Annotated in this window: 11 protein-coding genes; 8 read left to right on the top strand and 3 right to left on the bottom strand. The window is 64.2% G+C overall.

Translation table 11 applies throughout. The features are described from left to right. Positions 1–244 precede the first annotated feature (244 nt). Positions 245–907: an aldolase gene (locus JQ628_RS34155; protein WP_212230963.1), complete on the bottom strand. Its 663-nt coding sequence runs from the start codon at positions 905–907 to the stop codon at positions 245–247. Between the two features lie 170 nt (positions 908–1,077). On the opposite strand from JQ628_RS34155, the gene ltnD reads away from it, so the two are divergent. The 7 genes from ltnD (at position 1,078) to JQ628_RS34120 (ending at position 12,691) form a co-directional block, all read left to right on the top strand. Further along, complete coding sequence (gene ltnD / locus JQ628_RS34150; protein WP_212230960.1) at positions 1,078–1,989, top strand: L-threonate dehydrogenase; 912 nt, start codon at positions 1,078–1,080, stop codon at positions 1,987–1,989. 14 nt (positions 1,990–2,003) lie between these two features. After that, positions 2,004–2,786 carry a 2-oxo-tetronate isomerase gene (otnI, locus tag JQ628_RS34145; protein WP_212230958.1) on the top strand — a complete coding sequence of 261 codons (783 nt, stop codon included), beginning with the start codon at positions 2,004–2,006 and terminating at the stop codon, positions 2,784–2,786. After that, a complete protein-coding gene (otnK, locus tag JQ628_RS34140; RefSeq protein WP_212230956.1) occupies positions 2,783–4,060 on the top strand; it encodes a 3-oxo-tetronate kinase in 1,278 nt (425 codons plus the stop codon). The genes otnI and otnK overlap by 4 nt, the downstream gene beginning before the upstream one ends. A 169-nt stretch (positions 4,061–4,229) precedes the next feature. Then, a complete protein-coding gene (locus tag JQ628_RS34135) occupies positions 4,230–5,921 on the top strand; it encodes a methyl-accepting chemotaxis protein (RefSeq protein ID WP_212230955.1) in 1,692 nt (563 codons plus the stop codon). Positions 5,922–6,119: 198 nt separating this feature from the next. Next, a complete protein-coding gene (locus tag JQ628_RS34130; protein WP_249128756.1) occupies positions 6,120–8,147 on the top strand; it encodes a methyl-accepting chemotaxis protein in 2,028 nt (675 codons plus the stop codon). A gap of 181 nt (positions 8,148–8,328) precedes the next feature. Then, positions 8,329–11,508: an efflux RND transporter permease subunit gene (locus JQ628_RS34125; protein ID WP_212230954.1), complete on the top strand. Its 3,180-nt coding sequence runs from the start codon at positions 8,329–8,331 to the stop codon at positions 11,506–11,508. Continuing rightward, positions 11,495–12,691 (top strand): efflux RND transporter periplasmic adaptor subunit, encoded by a 1,197-nt coding sequence (locus JQ628_RS34120; RefSeq protein WP_212230952.1) that lies wholly within the window; start codon positions 11,495–11,497, stop codon positions 12,689–12,691. The genes JQ628_RS34125 and JQ628_RS34120 overlap by 14 nt, the downstream gene beginning before the upstream one ends. A gap of 375 nt (positions 12,692–13,066) precedes the next feature. Here JQ628_RS34120 and JQ628_RS34115 read toward each other — a convergent pair whose 3' ends face one another. Together JQ628_RS34115 and JQ628_RS34110 are read right to left on the bottom strand one after the other, a co-directional pair. Continuing rightward, positions 13,067–14,578 carry an acetyl-CoA acetyltransferase gene (locus JQ628_RS34115; RefSeq protein ID WP_212230950.1) on the bottom strand — a complete coding sequence of 504 codons (1,512 nt, stop codon included), beginning with the start codon at positions 14,576–14,578 and terminating at the stop codon, positions 13,067–13,069. A gap of 114 nt (positions 14,579–14,692) precedes the next feature. Beyond that, positions 14,693–15,826, bottom strand: coding sequence for a nitronate monooxygenase (locus JQ628_RS34110; RefSeq protein WP_212230947.1), 1,134 nt, complete (start codon positions 15,824–15,826; stop codon positions 14,693–14,695). A gap of 378 nt (positions 15,827–16,204) precedes the next feature. Between JQ628_RS34110 and JQ628_RS34105 the strand changes: the two genes are divergently transcribed. Further along, positions 16,205–16,960 (top strand): alpha/beta fold hydrolase, encoded by a 756-nt coding sequence (locus JQ628_RS34105; protein ID WP_212230944.1) that lies wholly within the window; start codon positions 16,205–16,207, stop codon positions 16,958–16,960. Positions 16,961–17,037: the final 77 nt, after the last annotated feature.

Genomic DNA, 17,037 nt, shown 5'->3' with positions numbered 1-17,037 from the left:
AGCAGCGCACACGAGACCGCGGGTGCAGCGCGCACCCGGCATTCCCTGCTCCCTCTGTTTTTGAAGAGGGACAACGAATTTGGAAAACTCGGGCACATCGTGTCGCGAGAACGCCGCCGCACACTCACTCGTCGTCCCCCGCGGAGGCGGGGGACCCAGTATTCCAGAGGCGGCGGCGATTTGAGCCGAGAAGCCGCGGCGTACTGGATGCCCGCCTTCGCGGGCATGACAACTTTATTAGACCCTAATGATCGTGCCCATGCTCCGGCACCGTCAGCCCGAACACCTTCGTCAGATCCGTCACCTGCGCCGGCGTCAGGTACCGCGGGTTCAGCCCGCGCAGCAGCAGATACAGCTTTGCCGTCTCCTCCAGTTCCTCCATCGCGAACACCGCGGCCTCCAGCGTATCTCCCGAGACCACCGGCCCATGATTGGCCAGCAGCACCGACGAATATTTTCCCGCCAGCCCCTTGATCGCATCGGCCACCGCGGGATCGCCCGGCCGATAATACGGCACCAGCGCGGTCGCGCCGCACTTCATGACGTAATAGGCCGTCATCGGCGGCAGCGCAGCGCGCGGGTCGATCTCGGGCAGCATCGAGAGCGCCACCGAATGGGTGGAGTGCAGATGCACCACGGCGCGTGCTGCATTGCGGGTCTGGTAGAGCGCGGTATGCAGCGGCACTTCCTTGGTCGGCGCATCGCCAGAAATCAGCCGCCCGTCGGCGCCAAGCCGCGACAATCTCGCCGGATCGAGGAAGCCGAGCGAGGCGTTGGTCGGCGTCACCAGCCAGCCGCCGTCCTGGAGCCTGACGCTGATATTGCCGGAAGAGCCCGGCGTCAGCCCGCGCTCGAACAGCGAGCGGCCGAGCCGGCAGATTTCTTCCCGGATTTTCGTTTCGCTCATGGCGGTGTCCTGTTTTGGCCTTGTCTCACGCTTTGGCAGCGCGGCCAAGCCGTGATACCCAGAGCCCAAGCCGCGCGCCGCAATTGCGGCAGAAGCAGCATGATCCGGAAAAGTGGGAACCGGTTTTCCGACAAGATCATGCTCAAACAACGAAGTTGAGGGGACGCCTTATGCAAGACACCGCCAAACCGCGCATCGCCGTGATCGGGCTCGGCTCGATGGGGTATGGCATGGCGACCTCGCTGAAGCGCGCAGGTTTTGAGGTCACCGGCTGCGATGTCTCGGCCGATGCCGTCTCGCGCTTCGTCGCCGACGGCGGCAAGGGCGCGAAAACGCCGGCCGAGGCTGCGAAGGATGCCGGCATCGTCGTCAGCGTGGTGGTCAACGCTGCCCAGACCGAGACTATTTTGTTCGGCGCTGATGGTGTTGCCGGGACGCTGGCAAAGGACGCCGTGTTCGTCTCTTCCGCCACCATGGACCCCGACGTTGCACGGCGGCTCGCAAAGCAGCTCGAGGCGAGCGGCCGCCACTATCTCGATGCGCCGATCTCCGGCGGTGCGCAGCGCGCCGCGCAGGGCGAACTCACTATTCTCGCCTCCGGCAGTCCCGCCGCCTTTGCCAAGGCGCGGCCGGCGCTCGATGCGATGGCGGCAAAACTCTACGAACTTGGCGATGCCGCGGGGCAGGGCGCCGCCTTCAAGATGATCAACCAGTTGCTCGCCGGCGTGCATATTGCCGCCGCCTCCGAGGCGATCGCCTTTGCGGCCAAACAGGGCCTCGACATCAAGAAGGTCTATGAAGTCATCACGGCGTCCGCCGGTAATTCCTGGATGTTCGAGAACCGCGTGCCGCACGTGCTCGACGGCGACTACACGCCGCGCAGCGCGGTCGAGATATTTGTCAAGGATCTCGGCATCATCCAGGACATGGCGCGCAATGCGCGTTTCCCCGTGCCGGTTTCCGCCGCCGCGCTTCAGATGTTCCTGATGACGGCTGCGGCCGGCATGGGCCGCGATGACGATGCGTCAGTCGCGCGCATGTATGCAAAAGTCACCGGCACCAAACTGCCGGGCGAGAAGTAACAAGAGGTCGTCTGATGCCCCGTTTTGCCGCCAATCTGTCCATGATGTTCACCGACGTGCCGTTCCTCGACCGGTTCGAGGCAGCGGCCAAGGCCGGCTTTACCGCCGTCGAATTCCTGTTTCCCTACGATCATCCGGCCGAGGAAGTCGGCAAGCGGCTGAAGGCCAACGGCCTGACGCAGGCGCTGTTCAACCTGCCGCCGGGCAATTGGGATGCCGGCGAAAAAGGTTTTGCTGCGCTGCCGGCGCGCTTCGCCGACATGAAGAAGAGTTTTGACACCGCGCTGCCATATGCGAAGGCGACCGGCGTGAAGCGGCTGCATTTGATGGCGGGCATCGCGAGCCGAAGCGACGCCAAGGCGGTCGAAGCCTTCTACAAGTCGGTCGCCACCGCGGCCGAGTTCTTCGCACCCCACGGCCTCGATGTCGTGATCGAGCCGATCAATGCACGCAACGTGCCCGGCTACTTCCTCAATGACTTCATCTTCGCGCGCGATCTCATCAACGAATTGAAGATCCCGAACCTGAAACTCCAGTTCGACATCTATCACTGCCAGATCATTCATGGCGACGTCACCATGCGTCTGCGCGAGATGCTGCCGATCACGGGCCACATCCAGATCGCCAGCATTCCCTCGCGCAACGAGCCCGATGGCGAGGAGCTGAACTATCCGTTCCTGTTCGCCGAGCTCGATCGTCTCGGCTATGACGGCTTTGTCGGCTGCGAATACAACCCGCGCGGCAAGACCACCGATGGCCTCGGCTGGTTCAAGCCGTATGCCGGAGCAAAATCATGACGCTGGCGCTCGGCTGCATTGCCGACGACTACACCGGCGCGTCCGACCTTGCCAACACGCTGACGCGTCAGGGCCTGCGCACGGTGCAGACCATCGGCGTGCCCTCGGACGATCTCAAGCTCCCCGATGTCGATGCGGTCGTGGTGTCGCTGAAAAGCCGCTCGATCGAGGCGGGCCTTGCCGTCTCGAAGTCGCAGGACGCGGAAAAATGGCTGCGCGGACGCGGCGCGGCCCACGTGCTGTTCAAGATCTGCTCGACCTTCGATTCCACCGACAAGGGCAATATCGGCCCTGTCATGGATGCGCTGCGCGCCGATTCTGGCGACGCCATCGTGCTGGTGACGCCGGCCTTTCCCGAAACCGGCCGCACCGTCTACCAGGGTAACCTGTTCGTCGGCACCGTGCCGCTCAACGAAAGCCCGCTGAAAGATCACCCGCTCAATCCCATGCATGACTCCAATCTGGTGCGGGTGCTGGCGCGGCAAAGCAAGACCAGGGTTGGCCTCGTCAACCTCGCAACGCTCACCAAGGGCGCGGGCGCCGTCCGCACACGGCTCGCCGAACTCGCCGGCCAGGGTACCGGCGCGGCCATCATCGATGCCGTGTTCGACCGCGACCTCGAAACCATCGGCACGGTTGCGGCCGATCATCGTCTTTCCGTTGGCGCCTCCGGCATCGGGCTTGGGCTCGCCCGGGCTTTGGTGGCTTCAGGAAAAGTCCGTGCGAGCGGGCCGAACGCGGCGGCCGGCGCGCCTGTCGGCGGGCCGGCGGTATGCCTTGCCGGCAGTTGCTCGCAGGCGACGCTCGGTCAGATCGCCAATGCCGGGCGGATCATGCCGGTCCTGCATCTCGATACCGATCGCGTGGTTGCGGGCAAGGAAGAGGCGCGCCGCGCGGTGGCCTGGGCGGTTGAGCGAATCAACAGCGGTCCAGTGCTGATCGCCAGCAGCGCCACGCCGGACGAGGTCGCAGCCCTGCAATCGCGTCATGGCCGCGATGCAGCCGGACATGCCATCGAGCAGGCGATGGCCGATATCGCGGAAGGCCTGGTGCGGTCAGGCGTGCATCGGCTCGTCGTCGCCGGCGGCGAAACGTCAGGCGCCGTGGTCGATCGTCTCGGCATTCCCGGATTCCTTGTCGGCGAGGAAATCGCTGCAGGCGTGCCGGTTTTGCGCGCCGTCGGCGTCAAGAAGGGCGAGATGCTGCTCGCTCTCAAGTCGGGCAATTTCGGCGGTCCGGAGTTTTTCTCGGACGCGCTCAAGTTGATGCCGTGATCGGAGTTCGCGTTTTCAAATATTGAAGATTTTTTCTGCTTCCGTAGTCCTACGGGGCGGCAAATTAACACAACCTCAGGGGGCCGCGGGTTTCATGCCGCGAGGCAATTCACCTGCCCGAATCCCGTACGTGCCCCGGCGCCTGCGCCCAAGAATTGAGACTGCCGCCATGCTCTCCAAGTTCTCCATCCGATCCAAGATCATTGCCGTTGTTGCGTTACTCCTCGTTGCGATGACAGGCATGGGCCTGCTCGCCGTCAAGAACATGCGGGCGATCAACGCGAGCACGGTCGATATCACGACCAGTTGGCTGCCGAGCGTGCGGGTGCTGGGCGATCTGCGGGCCGGCGTCATCACCTACCGCAACGTCGTGCGTCAGCACATGCTGAGCGAAGCGCTCGAAGACAAGCTCGCGATGGAAAAGACAGCAGCCACCGTCGTTGAAGGCAACATGAAGACCCGCGCGCAGTACGAACCGATGATCACTTCGCCGGAAGAGCGCGCGCTCTACAGGGAATGGGCCGACCTCTGGGACAAGTACAAGAAGGGCACCGAGGAAGTCATGGCCCTGTCGCGCAAGGAGGCCGGCAAGGCGCCGCGCGAAGCCCAGGACCTTAATACAAAGGTCGTCAACAAAATCGGGCTCGACGCCGACGCCGTCCTGAAGAAGAGCATCGACCTCAACAACGCCGGTGCGGACAAGGCCGCGCAGAGTGCTGCCGACGACTATGCTTCGGCATTCATGATGCTCGCGATCATCCTCGGCGCATCGATCGTCGCCGGCGCCGCCATCAGCTTCTATCTGGTTCGTGACGTCTCGGCCGGCATTGCCTCGATCGTCAGGCCGATGCAGGCCCTTGGCCAGGGTGACCTCACGGCCGTCGTGCCGCATCGGGGCGAAAAGACCGAGATCGGCACCATGGCCGACACGCTACAGGTGTTCAAGGATGCGCTGATCGCCAAGAAGGCCGCCGATGAGGCTGCCGCGGCGGATGCGGAAGCCAAGATCGAGCGCGGCCGCCGGGTCGACAACATCACCCGCGAATTCGAGTCGATGATCGGCGAGATCGTCAACACCGTGTCCTCGGCTTCGAGCCAGCTCGAGGCTTCGGCCGGCACGCTGTCTTCGACCGCCGAGCGTTCGAAGGAACTGGCGACCACGGTTGCCGCGGCCTCGGAGGAAGCTTCCACCAACGTGCAGTCGGTGGCCTCCGCGACCGAAGAGCTGTCGTCCTCCGTCAACGAGATCAGCCGCCAGGTGCAGGAATCGGCACGGATGGCGACCGATGCCGTCGGCCAGGCCCGCGTCACCAACGACCGCGTCAGCGAGCTGTCCAAGGCGGCAAGCCGCATCGGCGACGTCGTCGAACTGATCAACACCATTGCAGGCCAAACCAACCTGCTCGCGCTCAACGCCACCATCGAGGCGGCACGCGCGGGCGAAGCCGGCCGCGGCTTTGCGGTCGTCGCATCCGAGGTGAAGGCGCTGGCCGAGCAGACCGCCAAGGCCACCGGCGAGATCAGCCAGCAGATTTCCGGCATCCAGGGCGCGACCCAGGAGTCGGTCACGGCGATCAAGGAGATCAGCGGCACCATCGAAAGGCTGTCGGAGATCTCCTCAACCATCGCGGCCGCGGTGGAAGAGCAGGGCGCCGCCACCCAGGAAATCTCCCGCAACGTGCAGCAGGCAGCTCAGGGCACCCAGCAGGTCTCGTCGAACATCACCGACGTGCAGCACGGCGCCGCCGAGACCGGCTCGGCCTCAACCCAGGTGCTGTCGGCGGCCAGGATGCTGTCGGGCGACAGCAGCCGGCTCAAGAACGAGGTCTCGAAATTCCTGACCAATGTGCGAGCGGCCTGAACCGCGGCACAGGCATGCGACAATAAGCCCGGCCCCTTGTGGCCGGGCTTCAACTTCAGGGAGCGGAAAATCCGTCGTTCGACGGTGGGATGTTAACCGAACCTAACGATCTGGCGGGGTAAGCCTCTACAGGCAAATCCGGCCGGTCGGACAGAAGTTCAGCGCCGCCGATTTGCGTTGGGGATCGGGGTTCTCGCAATGATCAAGTTCAATCGCATCGGCAACAAGCTCGGCCTGGCCGGGGCCATCGGCATCCTGCTGGCGGCCGGCATGGTGGCCAACCAGATGATGTCCGAGGCGCAGGTCGAGGCCGCCAGCAACCGCGTCGCGCGATCCCAGCGGGTGATCGACAGCGCGCTCGGCGGACAAATCGAGCTGCGCCAGATGCAAGTTGCCGCAAGCGATATCCGCCTCGCCAGGACGGCCGCCGAGGTCGACAAGAGGCTTGCCGACTTCCAGCAGTTGAAGGCAGCGCAGGCCAAGGAAATCGATGCCGCGCTGTCCGTTGCGCAGATAGGGGATACCAGGGAGCGGCTACTGAAGGTGAAGTCGCTGACGGACAGCTTCTCGGCCGGCGTCGAGGACCTTGCAAAAGCGCAGAAGAGCTCGCTTGCCGAGATCGACAAGCGCGACACTATTTCGGGCGAATGGTACCGCGCGTTCCAGACCGCGCTCAATTCGTCGGTGTTCGCGCGCATCGACAACCGCGAGGAAATCGAGGGCTTCTTCTATCAGGCCGACTCCAAGGTCAACGCGCTGCGGGCACTGGTCTTCCGCTTCGGCGCCACCGGCGACAACAAGCTGGTCGGCACGATCGGGCACAACAAGACGCATCTTGCGACGATCCTGAAGCAGACGCGCGACAAGAGCGACGACAAGAAGCTGCACGAGCTGGTCGACGGCCTCAGTGCGATCATCAATCGTTTCGTCGACGCCACCGGCGATTCCGTCAAGACCGAAGCGCTGAAGGCGGAGATCGCGGACCGCACCGGCAAGGCCGTCGAAGAGGCCGGTGCGCTGATGGAGAAGCAGGTCGAGATTTCCCAAAGCAACGCCAGAACCTCGCGGGAGGAGATGGCCGCCGTGATCGCGAGCGCCAACCGGATCAGCCTGATCATGGCGATCGTGATGGTGATCTCGCTGGTTGCTTCGGTGCTGTTCTCCTTCGTCGGCATCGCACGTCCGATGATGCGGCTGAACGGCGCGCTCGGCGAGATGGCCGGCGGCAACCTCGATGTCGTGATCCCCGGCGCCGGGCGCGGCGACGAGATCGGCGATCTCGCCAAGACCGTCGCGGTGATCCGGCAGAACGCCGAACAGAAAGCGCACGACGAGGCCGAAGCCAGGACGACACAGGAGCAGATTGCCGCGCGGCAGCGCAAGGCGGACATGATCAGGCTCGCCGACCAGTTCGAAGGCGCCGTCGGCGAGATCGTCGAAACCGTGTCCTCGGCCTCCAGCCAGCTCGAGGCATCGGCCACCACGTTGACCGCGACGGCCGATCGGGCGCAGGAACTCACCGTCATGGTGGCGTCGGCGTCGGAAGAGGCCTCCACCAATGTGCAGTCGGTGGCCTCCGCCACCGAGCAATTGTCGTCATCGGTCAACGAGATCAGCCGTCAGGTTCAGGAGTCGGCGCGGATGGCCAATGAGGCGGTCGACCAGGCCCGCATCACCAACAGCCGCGTCAGCGAGCTCTCGAAGGCGGCCGCCCGTATCGGCGACGTCGTCGAGCTGATCAATACGATCGCCGCGCAGACCAATCTGCTGGCGCTCAACGCCACCATCGAGGCGGCGCGCGCGGGCGAAGCCGGCCGCGGCTTTGCGGTGGTCGCCTCCGAGGTGAAGGCGCTCGCCGAGCAGACATCAAAGGCCACCGGCGAGATCGGCCTACAGATCACCGGCATCCAGGGAGCGACCGAAGAGTCGGTTGGCGCCATCAAGGAGATCAGCGCTACGATCGAAAGACTGTCGGAAATCGCATCGACCATTGCGGCTGCGGTGGAAGAGCAGGGTGCGGCGACGCAGGAAATTTCCCGCAACGTGCAGCAGGCCGCGCACGGCACGCAGCAGGTTTCCGCCAACATCACCGACGTGCAGCGCGGCGCCAGCGAAACCGGCTCGGCGTCCTCGCAAGTGCTGTCCGCCGCGCAATTGCTGTCCGGCGACAGCACCCGCCTGAAGAACGAGGTTTCGAAATTCCTCAATTCGGTGCGCGCGGCCTGACGCGCCGGCGGCGGTCCTTGAACTGCCGCTTGTGCAAACCAGCTATGCCCGGGAAGTGAAGGACGGCTGCGCCGCCATGCGTGGCCTTTCGGCGCGGATTCGGCTAAACGGGCGCCAATGAATTGGCTCGAGGGGTAAGCCAATCCCTGCCGTTTGGGCGGGCAGCAGGAATGCCTGATTTATGATCGCACTGGTCCGCATCGCGCTGAGCCGGCCATATACTTTCGTCGTACTCGCGCTCCTGCTCCTGATCATCGGACCGCTGGCCGCGCTGCGCACGCCGACCGACATCTTTCCCGACATCCGCATTCCCGTGATCGGCGTGGTCTGGAACTATACCGGCCTGCCGCCCGACCAGATGGCCGGCCGCATCGTCACGCCGTTTCAGCGCGCGCTGACGACGACGGTCAATGACATCGAGCACATCGTCGCCAATTCCTACAACGGCATCGGCATCATCAAGATTTTCTTCCAGCCGGGCGTCGATATCCGCACTGCCAACGCGCAGGTCACCGCGATCTCGCAAACGCTCTTGAAGCAGATGCCGCCGGGCGCCACGCCGCCCTTGATCCTGAACTACAGTGCTTCGACCGTGCCGATTATCCAGGTCGCGCTGTCGGGCGAAGGCCTGACCGAGCAGAACCTGGCCGACATCGGCATCAACCAGTTGCGCACGCCGCTGGTCACCGTGCCCGGCGCGGCAATCCCGTATCCGTTCGGCGGCAAGCAGCGCCAGGTCCAGATCGACCTCAATTCGACTGCGTTGCAGGCGCGGGGTCTGTCCGGCCAGGATGTCGCCAACGCGCTCGCTGCCCAAAACCTGATCACACCGGTCGGCACGCAGAAGATCGGCAATTTCGAATACTCGATCCAGCTCAACAACTCGCCGCTGCGGATGGAAGAGCTCGGCGATCTGCCGATCAAGGCTGTCAATGGCGCGATGGTCTATGTCCGCGACGTCGCCAGCGTGCGCGATGGCAACCCGCCGCAGACCAACATCGTGCATGTCGACGGCAACCGCTCCGTGCTGATGATGGTGCTGAAGGCAGGTGCGACCTCGACGCTCGATATCATCGCCGGCATCAAGCAGAAGGTGATCGACGTCAAGGACCAGATGCCGGACGCGCTCAAGATCGGCTTCATCGGCGACCAATCGGTGTTCGTGCGCGGCGCCATCGAAGGCGTTGCCGTCGAAGGCGTGATTGCGGCGCTGCTCACCAGCGTCATGATCCTGCTGTTCCTTGGGAGCTGGCGCTCCACCATCATCATCGCGATCTCGATCCCGCTGTCGGTGCTGGGTGCGATCATCATGCTGTCGGCGATCGGCGAGACGCTGAACATCATGACGCTCGGCGGCCTCGCGCTTGCGGTCGGCATCCTCGTCGACGACGCCACCGTGACGATCGAGAACATCAACTACCATCTGGAGCAGGGTAAACCGGTCGAGCAATCCATCATGGACGGCGCCAACCAGATCGTGACGCCGGCCTTCGTCTCGCTGCTCTGCATCTGCATCGTGTTCGTGCCGATGTTCTTCCTGCAAGGCGTGGCCCGCTTCCTGTTCGTGCCGATGGCGGAAGCGGTGATGTTCGCGATGATCTGGTCGTTCATCCTGTCGCGCACGCTGGTGCCGACAATGGCAAAGTATTTGCTACAGCCGCATATCCACCACGAGGGCGGGCCGCCGCCGTCGCGCAATCCGCTGGTATGGTTCCAGCGCGGCTTCGAGGCGCGGTTCGAGCGCATCCGCAACGGCTACCGCGGTCTGTTGTCGATGGCGCTCGGCCACCGCCCGCTGTTCGTGACGGGTTTCCTGGGCGTGGTTGCGCTCTCGTTCCTGCTGGTGCCGTTCCTGGGGCGCAACTTCTTCCCCTCGGTCGATGCCGGCAACATCCTGATGCATGTCCGCACCCAGGTCGGCACCCGCGTGGAGGAGACCGCCAACCAGCTCGCGGACGTGCAGAAGGCGATCCGCAGGCTGATCCCCGGCGAGATCGAGACCCTGACCGACAACATCGGCATGCCGATCTCCGGCATCAACATGACCTACAACAACACCGGTATGATCGGTCCGCAGGATGGCGACATCCAGATCAAGTTGAAGGAACATCACCGGCCGACCGAGGAACATGTGCAGAAACTGCGCGAGCAATTGCCGCGGCTGTTCCCGGGCATGAGCTTCTCATTCCTGCCGGCCGATATCGTCAGCCAGATCCTCAATTTCGGCGCGCCGGCGCCGATCGACCTGCAAATCCGCGGTCCGAACCTGCAAGGCAATTTCGCCTATGCCAACCAGTTGCTGAGCCGCATCCGGCGCATTCCCGGAATTGCCGATGCCCGCATCCAGCAATCGCCGAATGCGCCGACCTTCAACATCGACGTCGACCGCACCCGCGCGCAATATGTCGGGCTGACCGAGCGCGATGTCACCAACAGCCTCGTCGTCAACCTCGCGGGCAGCTCGCAGGTCGCGCCGACCTATTACCTCAATCCCGACAACGGCGTGTCCTATTCGATCGTGATGCAGACGCCGCAATACCAGATCGACTCGCTGAGCGCGCTACAGACGCTGCCGATCACCGCGACCGGCAACACGCAGGCGCCGATCCTCGGCGGCATTGCCGACATCAAGCGTTCGACCTCGAGCGCGGTCGTTTCGCAATACGACATCCAGCCGATGGTGCAGATCTACGCGACCACGCAAGGCCGTGACCTCGGTTCGGTCGCGGTCGATGTGCGCAAGGCGATCGCCGATACCGCAAAGGACGTGCCGAAGGGTTCTTCCGTGGTGCTGCTCGGACAGGTGGAGACCATGAACAGCGCGTTCGCGGGCTTGCTGTTCGGCCTGCTCGCCGCCGTGGTGCTGATCTATTTCCTGATCGTCGTGAACTTCCAGTCCTGGTCGGACCCGTTCGTGATCATCACGGCATTGCCGGCAGCGCTCGCCGGCATTGTCTGGATGCTGTTCACGACGGAGACGACGCTGTCGGTGCCCGCGCTGACCGGCGCGATCATGTGCATGGGCGTCGCCACCGCCAACAGCGTGCTGGTTATCAGCTTTGCCCGCGAGCGCTATGAAGAGCTGGGCGATCCCGTCGCTGCCGCGCTGGAAGCCGGCTTCGTCCGGTTCCGCCCGGTGCTGATGACGGCGCTCGCCATGATCATCGGCATGGCGCCGATGGCGCTGGGGCTCGGCGAAGGCGGCGAGCAGAATGCGCCGCTCGGCCGCGCCGTGATCGGCGGGCTCGTGTTCGCGACCATCGCCACGCTGATGTTTGTCCCCGTGGTATTCAGTATGGTACACAAGAAACAAGGCGCCAAAGCCGCCGCCGCATCGGAGATACCGCATGTCGCCCACTGAACAGTCCCCGCCGGTTTCGCGCCGGAAATTGGGCCTATTCGGCGTGGTGGTGGTGATCGCGGCCGGGCTGGTCGTTGCGACCGGCATCCGCGCCCGCGAGGATCAGGGTTCCAAGCTGAAGGAATGGACCGACGATCAGGCCATTCCCACCGTCGCGGTCGCGCTGCCCAGCGGCAGGGCGCTCAACCCCACCATCGACCTGCCGGGCCGGCTGGAAGCCTATTCCCGCGCGCCGATCTTCGCGCGCGTGTCCGGCTATCTGAAGAGCTGGAGCGCCGATATCGGCGCACGCGTGAAAGCCGGTCAGGTGATTGCCGAAATCGAGGCGCCAGATCTCGATCAGCAATTGCTGCAAGCCAGAGCCGACCTTGTCAGCCAGCAGTCGAGCGCGCGGCTGTCGGAGGCAACCCTCAACCGCCGCAAGACCCTCGTCGCCTCGAATTTCGTCTCGGCGCAGGAGATCGATGAGCGCACCGCTGATCTCGCCAACAAGAAGGCTGCCGTCAATTCGGGCCAGGCCAACGTCGAACGGCTGGAAGCGCTCGCCGGCTACAAGAAGATCACTGCGCCGTTCGACGGCGTGGTGACCGCGCGCGATACCGACGTCGGCGCGCTGATCAATGCGGGCGGCGGTTCGGGTCCGCCGATGTTCGTGGTCTCCGACATCACCAAGCTCCGCGTCTACGTCAACGTTCCGCAGAATTACGTGCCGGCGATCAGGATCGGCGCCAAGGCCGTCATCACGATGCCGGAATATCCGAACCGCACCTTTGCGGCGACCGTGGAAGCATCCTCGCAAGCGGTGGAGGTTTCCTCCGGCACGACGCGCATGCAACTGGCACTGGACAATTCCAGCGGCGAGCTGATGCCCGGCGGCTATGCCAGCGTCAAGCTCAGCCTACAGCGCGACGCGGTGCCGCTGCACATCCCCGCAAGCGCGCTGATCTTCAACCAGAACGGCCTTTCCGTCGCGACCGTCACGCCCGACGACAAGGTGCTGTTCAAGAAGGTCACGATCGCGCGCGATCTCGGCAAGGAAATCGAACTCGCCTCCGGGCTTGCGGCGGACGACCGCATCATCACGGCCCCGCCGGACGGCCTTGCCGACGGCGATCGGGTCCGCGTGGTCGGCTCCAAGGGCAAGCCCGCGACTGCGTCGGAAAAGCAGGACGCGAAGGGGTAGGGCTCCCTACCTCGCCCCGCTTGCGGCAGGGCTATCGCATATGAGCGAGGACTCGATGAGGCGACTTCGTTGTGGCCATCCTTCGAGACGCCCGCCTTTGGCGGGCTCCTCAGGATGAGGTCTTGTTTCGTGGCAAAATCCTAGAACCCTCATGGTGAGGAGCGCCGCCTGCGGCGCGTCTCGAACCATGAAGGCCGGGCTCGCTCACACGCTCAATGGGCCATATGCGATAGCCCTGCCGCTTGCGGGGAGAGGTCGGCGCGAAGCGCCGGGTGAGGGGGACTCTCCGCGTACTTCATTGCCAGAGAATTTGCGGAGGCAGCCCCTCACCCCAACCCTCTCCCCGCGAAGAGCGGGGCGAGGGAGCAGAGAGACCTATGCCACCCGCCACTCCAGTATGCCGTCTTCCGCCGTGACGATGTCTCCGAGCGAGCCGACCGGCGTGCGGTCCATGCTTTGGAGATGCGCGAGCGTCTGCGTATCGCTGGCGGGAATGCGTCCCAGCGTCCGCCGGTCATCCTCGGTGCGCAGCATGGCGACGCCATGCTCGATCTCGCCATTGCCGCGATAGATCACGGTGAAGGCTTCGACCTTACCCTTGCCGCCGACCTCGGTGACGAAGTCCGGCACCTTGCGGCGATGCCGATCGGCTTCCGCCTGCACGCTGGTATCCTGCGCCAGCGCCTTCTTTGGCGCCTCGCGCGATAGCACCAGCGCATGGTGCTTGGTGACAAAGCCGCCCTGGCCATACAGCAGGCCAAGCTTGCCGCCATCGCGCAGCTTGCGCACCATCGCGCAGGCGGCATGCGTCATGTAGGTGTTGAGTGGCGCGCCGAAGAAAGTGAGGCCGCCGGCGACCGTTGGCTGCACGTCGGGACCCAGCCCGAGCGTCCGCCGGGCCATCTTCGGCACGACCGGGAAGCAGCTATAGAGCTCGATGGCGTCGAACTTCTTGCCGTCGCCCTCGGCGAGATCCATGATCGCCTTGAGCACCGCGTTCTGCGGATGGCTCTCGAAGAACTGATCGCGGATCAAATAGTCGCGCGGCTCTTCTGCCGATGCGCCGCCCCAAGCATAGACGATGCGGTCTTCTGGCACACCGGCCGCGCGTGCCTTGGCAAGGCTGGTCAGGATCAGCGCACCGCCCATGTTCACGCTGGGATTGGCGACCATCAGCTTGGTGTAAGGCCAGGCGATCATCCGATTGTCCGGCGTCGCCGTTGTGATCTGCTCGGGCGAGAAATGCTTCTTCAGCCACGAGTTGGGATTCTCCGTCGCGACGCTGGCATAGGTCGACCAGAGATCGCCGGACTCTTGCAGTGCCTCGCGTGGGGTCTGGCCCCAATGTGCCGACGTGGCCGACTCGTAGAGCGGGTAGACGGTGATCGGGCGAAACACGCCCAGCTTCACGGCCATCGGCTTCTGGAACGCGGCGCCGCGCTTGGGCTCTTCCACGTCATGTGCAAACGGCGTCCAGGGCGGCGTGAGGCCGGCGCGCTCGGCCTTGGTCGCGGTGGACTGCGCCTCGGCGCCGCAGACCGCGGCGACGCTGCATTCGCCGCGCGCGATACGCTGCGCCGCTTCGTGGAGGTAGCGGATCGGACTCTCGCCGCCGACCGGGCCATAATAGAGATGCGCCGGCTTGATGCCGAGGCGTTCGGCGAGTTGCTTCTCCGGATCGCGATAGCGCCAGCTCAGGAAATTGACAACGTCCAGCGAGCCGATGTCGCCAAGCAGCTTCGCGCCGGAATCGGCTTCCGAGCGCTTGAGGGCTTCCTCCAGCAGGGAGAGGGGCTCGAGCCCGGCGGTGATCTCCTTCGGGCGATCGACGATTTCGCCGACGCCGACGATGACGGGGATGCGGTCTTCGGGAATGGAGTGTGACATTGCCTGTTCTTGCTTTCAGTTGATTGAGTACAGCTCCATCCCCGTCATTGCTTCGCGGAGCCTGTCATCGGGCGCGCATTCGCGCGACCCGTTGGCTCGCAATGACGGTGGTGACTACTCCGCCACAAGTGCATTCATGTGCTCGACGGCTTCGGCAAAATCTTCCTTGAATTCCTGCACGACGGCAGTTGCGGATTTCACGCTGTCGACCAGGCCGACGCCCTGGCCGACGAAATAGCTGACGAGGTCGCGCGCCTGTGCGTTGCCGGCGGCGGCGGAGCGGTCGATGGAATTGAAGGCGTCGCGGCTGATGATGCTCTGTAGCGGCATCGGCAGTGCGCCGGGGCTGTCGGGCCCGCGGTCCCAGGCATCGGTCCAGACCGAGCGGAGCTGCCGTGCCGGCTTTCCGGTGCGCCCGCGCGAGCGCACGGCGTCGCGCGAGGACGCCGCGATCATCTTCTCGCGGAAGATTTCGGTGGTCTCGGACTCCACCGTCGCAAGCCAAATTGAACCGGTCCACACGCCGGCCGCACCCATCGCCATGCACGCCGCCATCTGACGGCCGGTCATGATACCGCCCGCGGCGAGCACCGGCACGTCGCGGATCGGCTTCACCGCCTTGATCACTTCCGGCACCACCACCATGGTCGAAACCTCGCCGCAATGGCCGCCGGCCTCGGTGCCTTGCGCCACCAGAATATCGACGCCGGCCGCGACCTGCCGCACCGCGTGCTCCTTGGCGCCGACCAGCGCAGCGACCGGCACGTCGTGCTTCTTGCCCATCGCGATCATTTCTTTCGGCGGCACGCCCAGCGCGTTGGCGATCAGGCGGATCGGATGGCTGAAGGAGACTTCCAGCACGTCCAGCGCGCGCCGTGAGTCGAACGGCTGCGGCTGGTTGTCGGCGACGTTGGTTGTCGTCAGTTCGACGCCGTATTTCTTGAGGAGATCGCGGGTGAAGTTGCGATGCGCCGGCGAGATGCGCGCTTCAAGGCTCTTCCAGGTGACGTCCTTCTCGCCCGCGGTCGAGATGTTTTCCGGGATCAGCACGTCGATGCCATAGGGCTTGCCGTCGACGTGATCGTCGATCCATTTCAGCTCCTGCTCGACCGTCTCGGGCGAATGCGAAGTCGCGCCCAGCACGCCAAAGCCGCCGGCGCGGCTGACGGCTGCGACCACGTCGCGGCAGTGGCTGAAGGCGAACAGCGGAAACTCGATTCCCAGCATGTCGCAGATCGGCGATTTCATGGTCGGCTCTCTCCCTGCGGCGGCCTGGCGCGGCTCATTCTTGATTTTCAGTTGAGCAGTTGGCGCAACGCTAACCTATCCGGACTGTTTATGCCAAGCGGCAACAAACACAACCTCATCCTGAGGAGCGGCCATTTGGCCGCGTCTCGAAGGATGGGCCGCGGGCCACATGGTTCGAGACGGCGCAAGTGCGCCTCCTCACCATGAGGGACAAACATTCCACGTCGCAAAATATGCAAGCCGGCAGGCCAGTTTTGCGTCTTGCGCTTTGGCGCTGCGGAAGGAATGCTGTCCGCCAAACAGGCGGCGGCGTTACGAATATGGGAACGCCCGATGCGATCGCTCGAAGCCGACTGAACAAGAAACGAGGGAGAGCGCATGGGCTTTTTCGAGAGAGATGCCGTACGTATCCACTATCAAGTAGCCGGCTCGGGCTTTCCGCTGCTGCTGATCGCCGGCGGCGGGTTGAATTCGTGCATCGATGGCATTACCGGCGCCTATCCGCCCTTCAATGCCATGAAGGAATTCGGCGACGAGTACAGCTGCGTCGCCTTCGATCTGCGCAATGCCAATCCCGGAAAATCCTCTGGCCCGCTCGAGATCGATCGCCCCTGGGATTCCCACACCGACGATCAGCTCGCCTTGATGGATCATCTCGGCTTCGACAAGTTCATGGTGCTCGGTTTCTGCATCGGCGGGCCGTTGATCTGGAATCTGCTGAAGCGCGCGCCTGAGCGCGTGGTTGCGGCGGTGCTGGCGCAGCCGAGCGGCTCGCGGCCGGAGATGCGCGATCTCTTCTACGACAACAACATGAAGGGGTGGGCGCCGGAACTGGTCAAGCGACGGCCGGATATCACGATGGAGCAGGCCGAAAAATTCCTCACCCGGATGTACCGCACCGATCCAGACTTCGTATTCACGGTGACGCGCGATTTCGTGCGCAATTGCGCCACGCCCGTGCTGATCTTGCCGGACGATATCCCGACGCACCCTTATTCGGTCGCGATGGAAACGGCGATGCTGGCGCCGAACGCGGAAGTGAGCATGTTCCCGTGGAAGGAGCCGGTCGAGCGGATTCCGCTGGCGGTCCGCCAGATCCGCTCGTTCCTGCGCGCGCACCGGCCTGCGAAATAATCGTCATTGCGAGGAGCGAAGCGACGAAGCAATCCAGCTTTCTTGTTGCAGCAAAGCTGGATTGCTTCGCTTCGCTC

Origin of the sequence: Bradyrhizobium lablabi (assembly GCF_018129385.1) — a bacterium.
Classification (GTDB): Bacteria; Pseudomonadota; Alphaproteobacteria; order Rhizobiales; family Xanthobacteraceae; genus Bradyrhizobium; species Bradyrhizobium lablabi_C.
Note: the sequence above shows the minus strand (reverse complement) of the source record. Positions and strands in the feature narration are given on the sequence as shown.

Coding starts and splice junctions, on each gene's coding strand:
- JQ628_RS34155 (WP_212230963.1), bottom strand. CDS start 907: ATGAGCGAAACGAAAATCCGGGAAGAAATCTGCCGGCTCGGCCGCTCG.
- ltnD (WP_212230960.1), top strand. CDS start 1,078: ATGCAAGACACCGCCAAACCGCGCATCGCCGTGATCGGGCTCGGCTCG.
- otnI (WP_212230958.1), top strand. CDS start 2,004: ATGCCCCGTTTTGCCGCCAATCTGTCCATGATGTTCACCGACGTGCCG.
- otnK (WP_212230956.1), top strand. CDS start 2,783: ATGACGCTGGCGCTCGGCTGCATTGCCGACGACTACACCGGCGCGTCC.
- JQ628_RS34135 (WP_212230955.1), top strand. CDS start 4,230: ATGCTCTCCAAGTTCTCCATCCGATCCAAGATCATTGCCGTTGTTGCG.
- JQ628_RS34130 (WP_249128756.1), top strand. CDS start 6,120: ATGATCAAGTTCAATCGCATCGGCAACAAGCTCGGCCTGGCCGGGGCC.
- JQ628_RS34125 (WP_212230954.1), top strand. CDS start 8,329: ATGATCGCACTGGTCCGCATCGCGCTGAGCCGGCCATATACTTTCGTC.
- JQ628_RS34120 (WP_212230952.1), top strand. CDS start 11,495: ATGTCGCCCACTGAACAGTCCCCGCCGGTTTCGCGCCGGAAATTGGGC.
- JQ628_RS34115 (WP_212230950.1), bottom strand. CDS start 14,578: ATGTCACACTCCATTCCCGAAGACCGCATCCCCGTCATCGTCGGCGTC.
- JQ628_RS34110 (WP_212230947.1), bottom strand. CDS start 15,826: ATGAAATCGCCGATCTGCGACATGCTGGGAATCGAGTTTCCGCTGTTC.
- JQ628_RS34105 (WP_212230944.1), top strand. CDS start 16,205: ATGGGCTTTTTCGAGAGAGATGCCGTACGTATCCACTATCAAGTAGCC.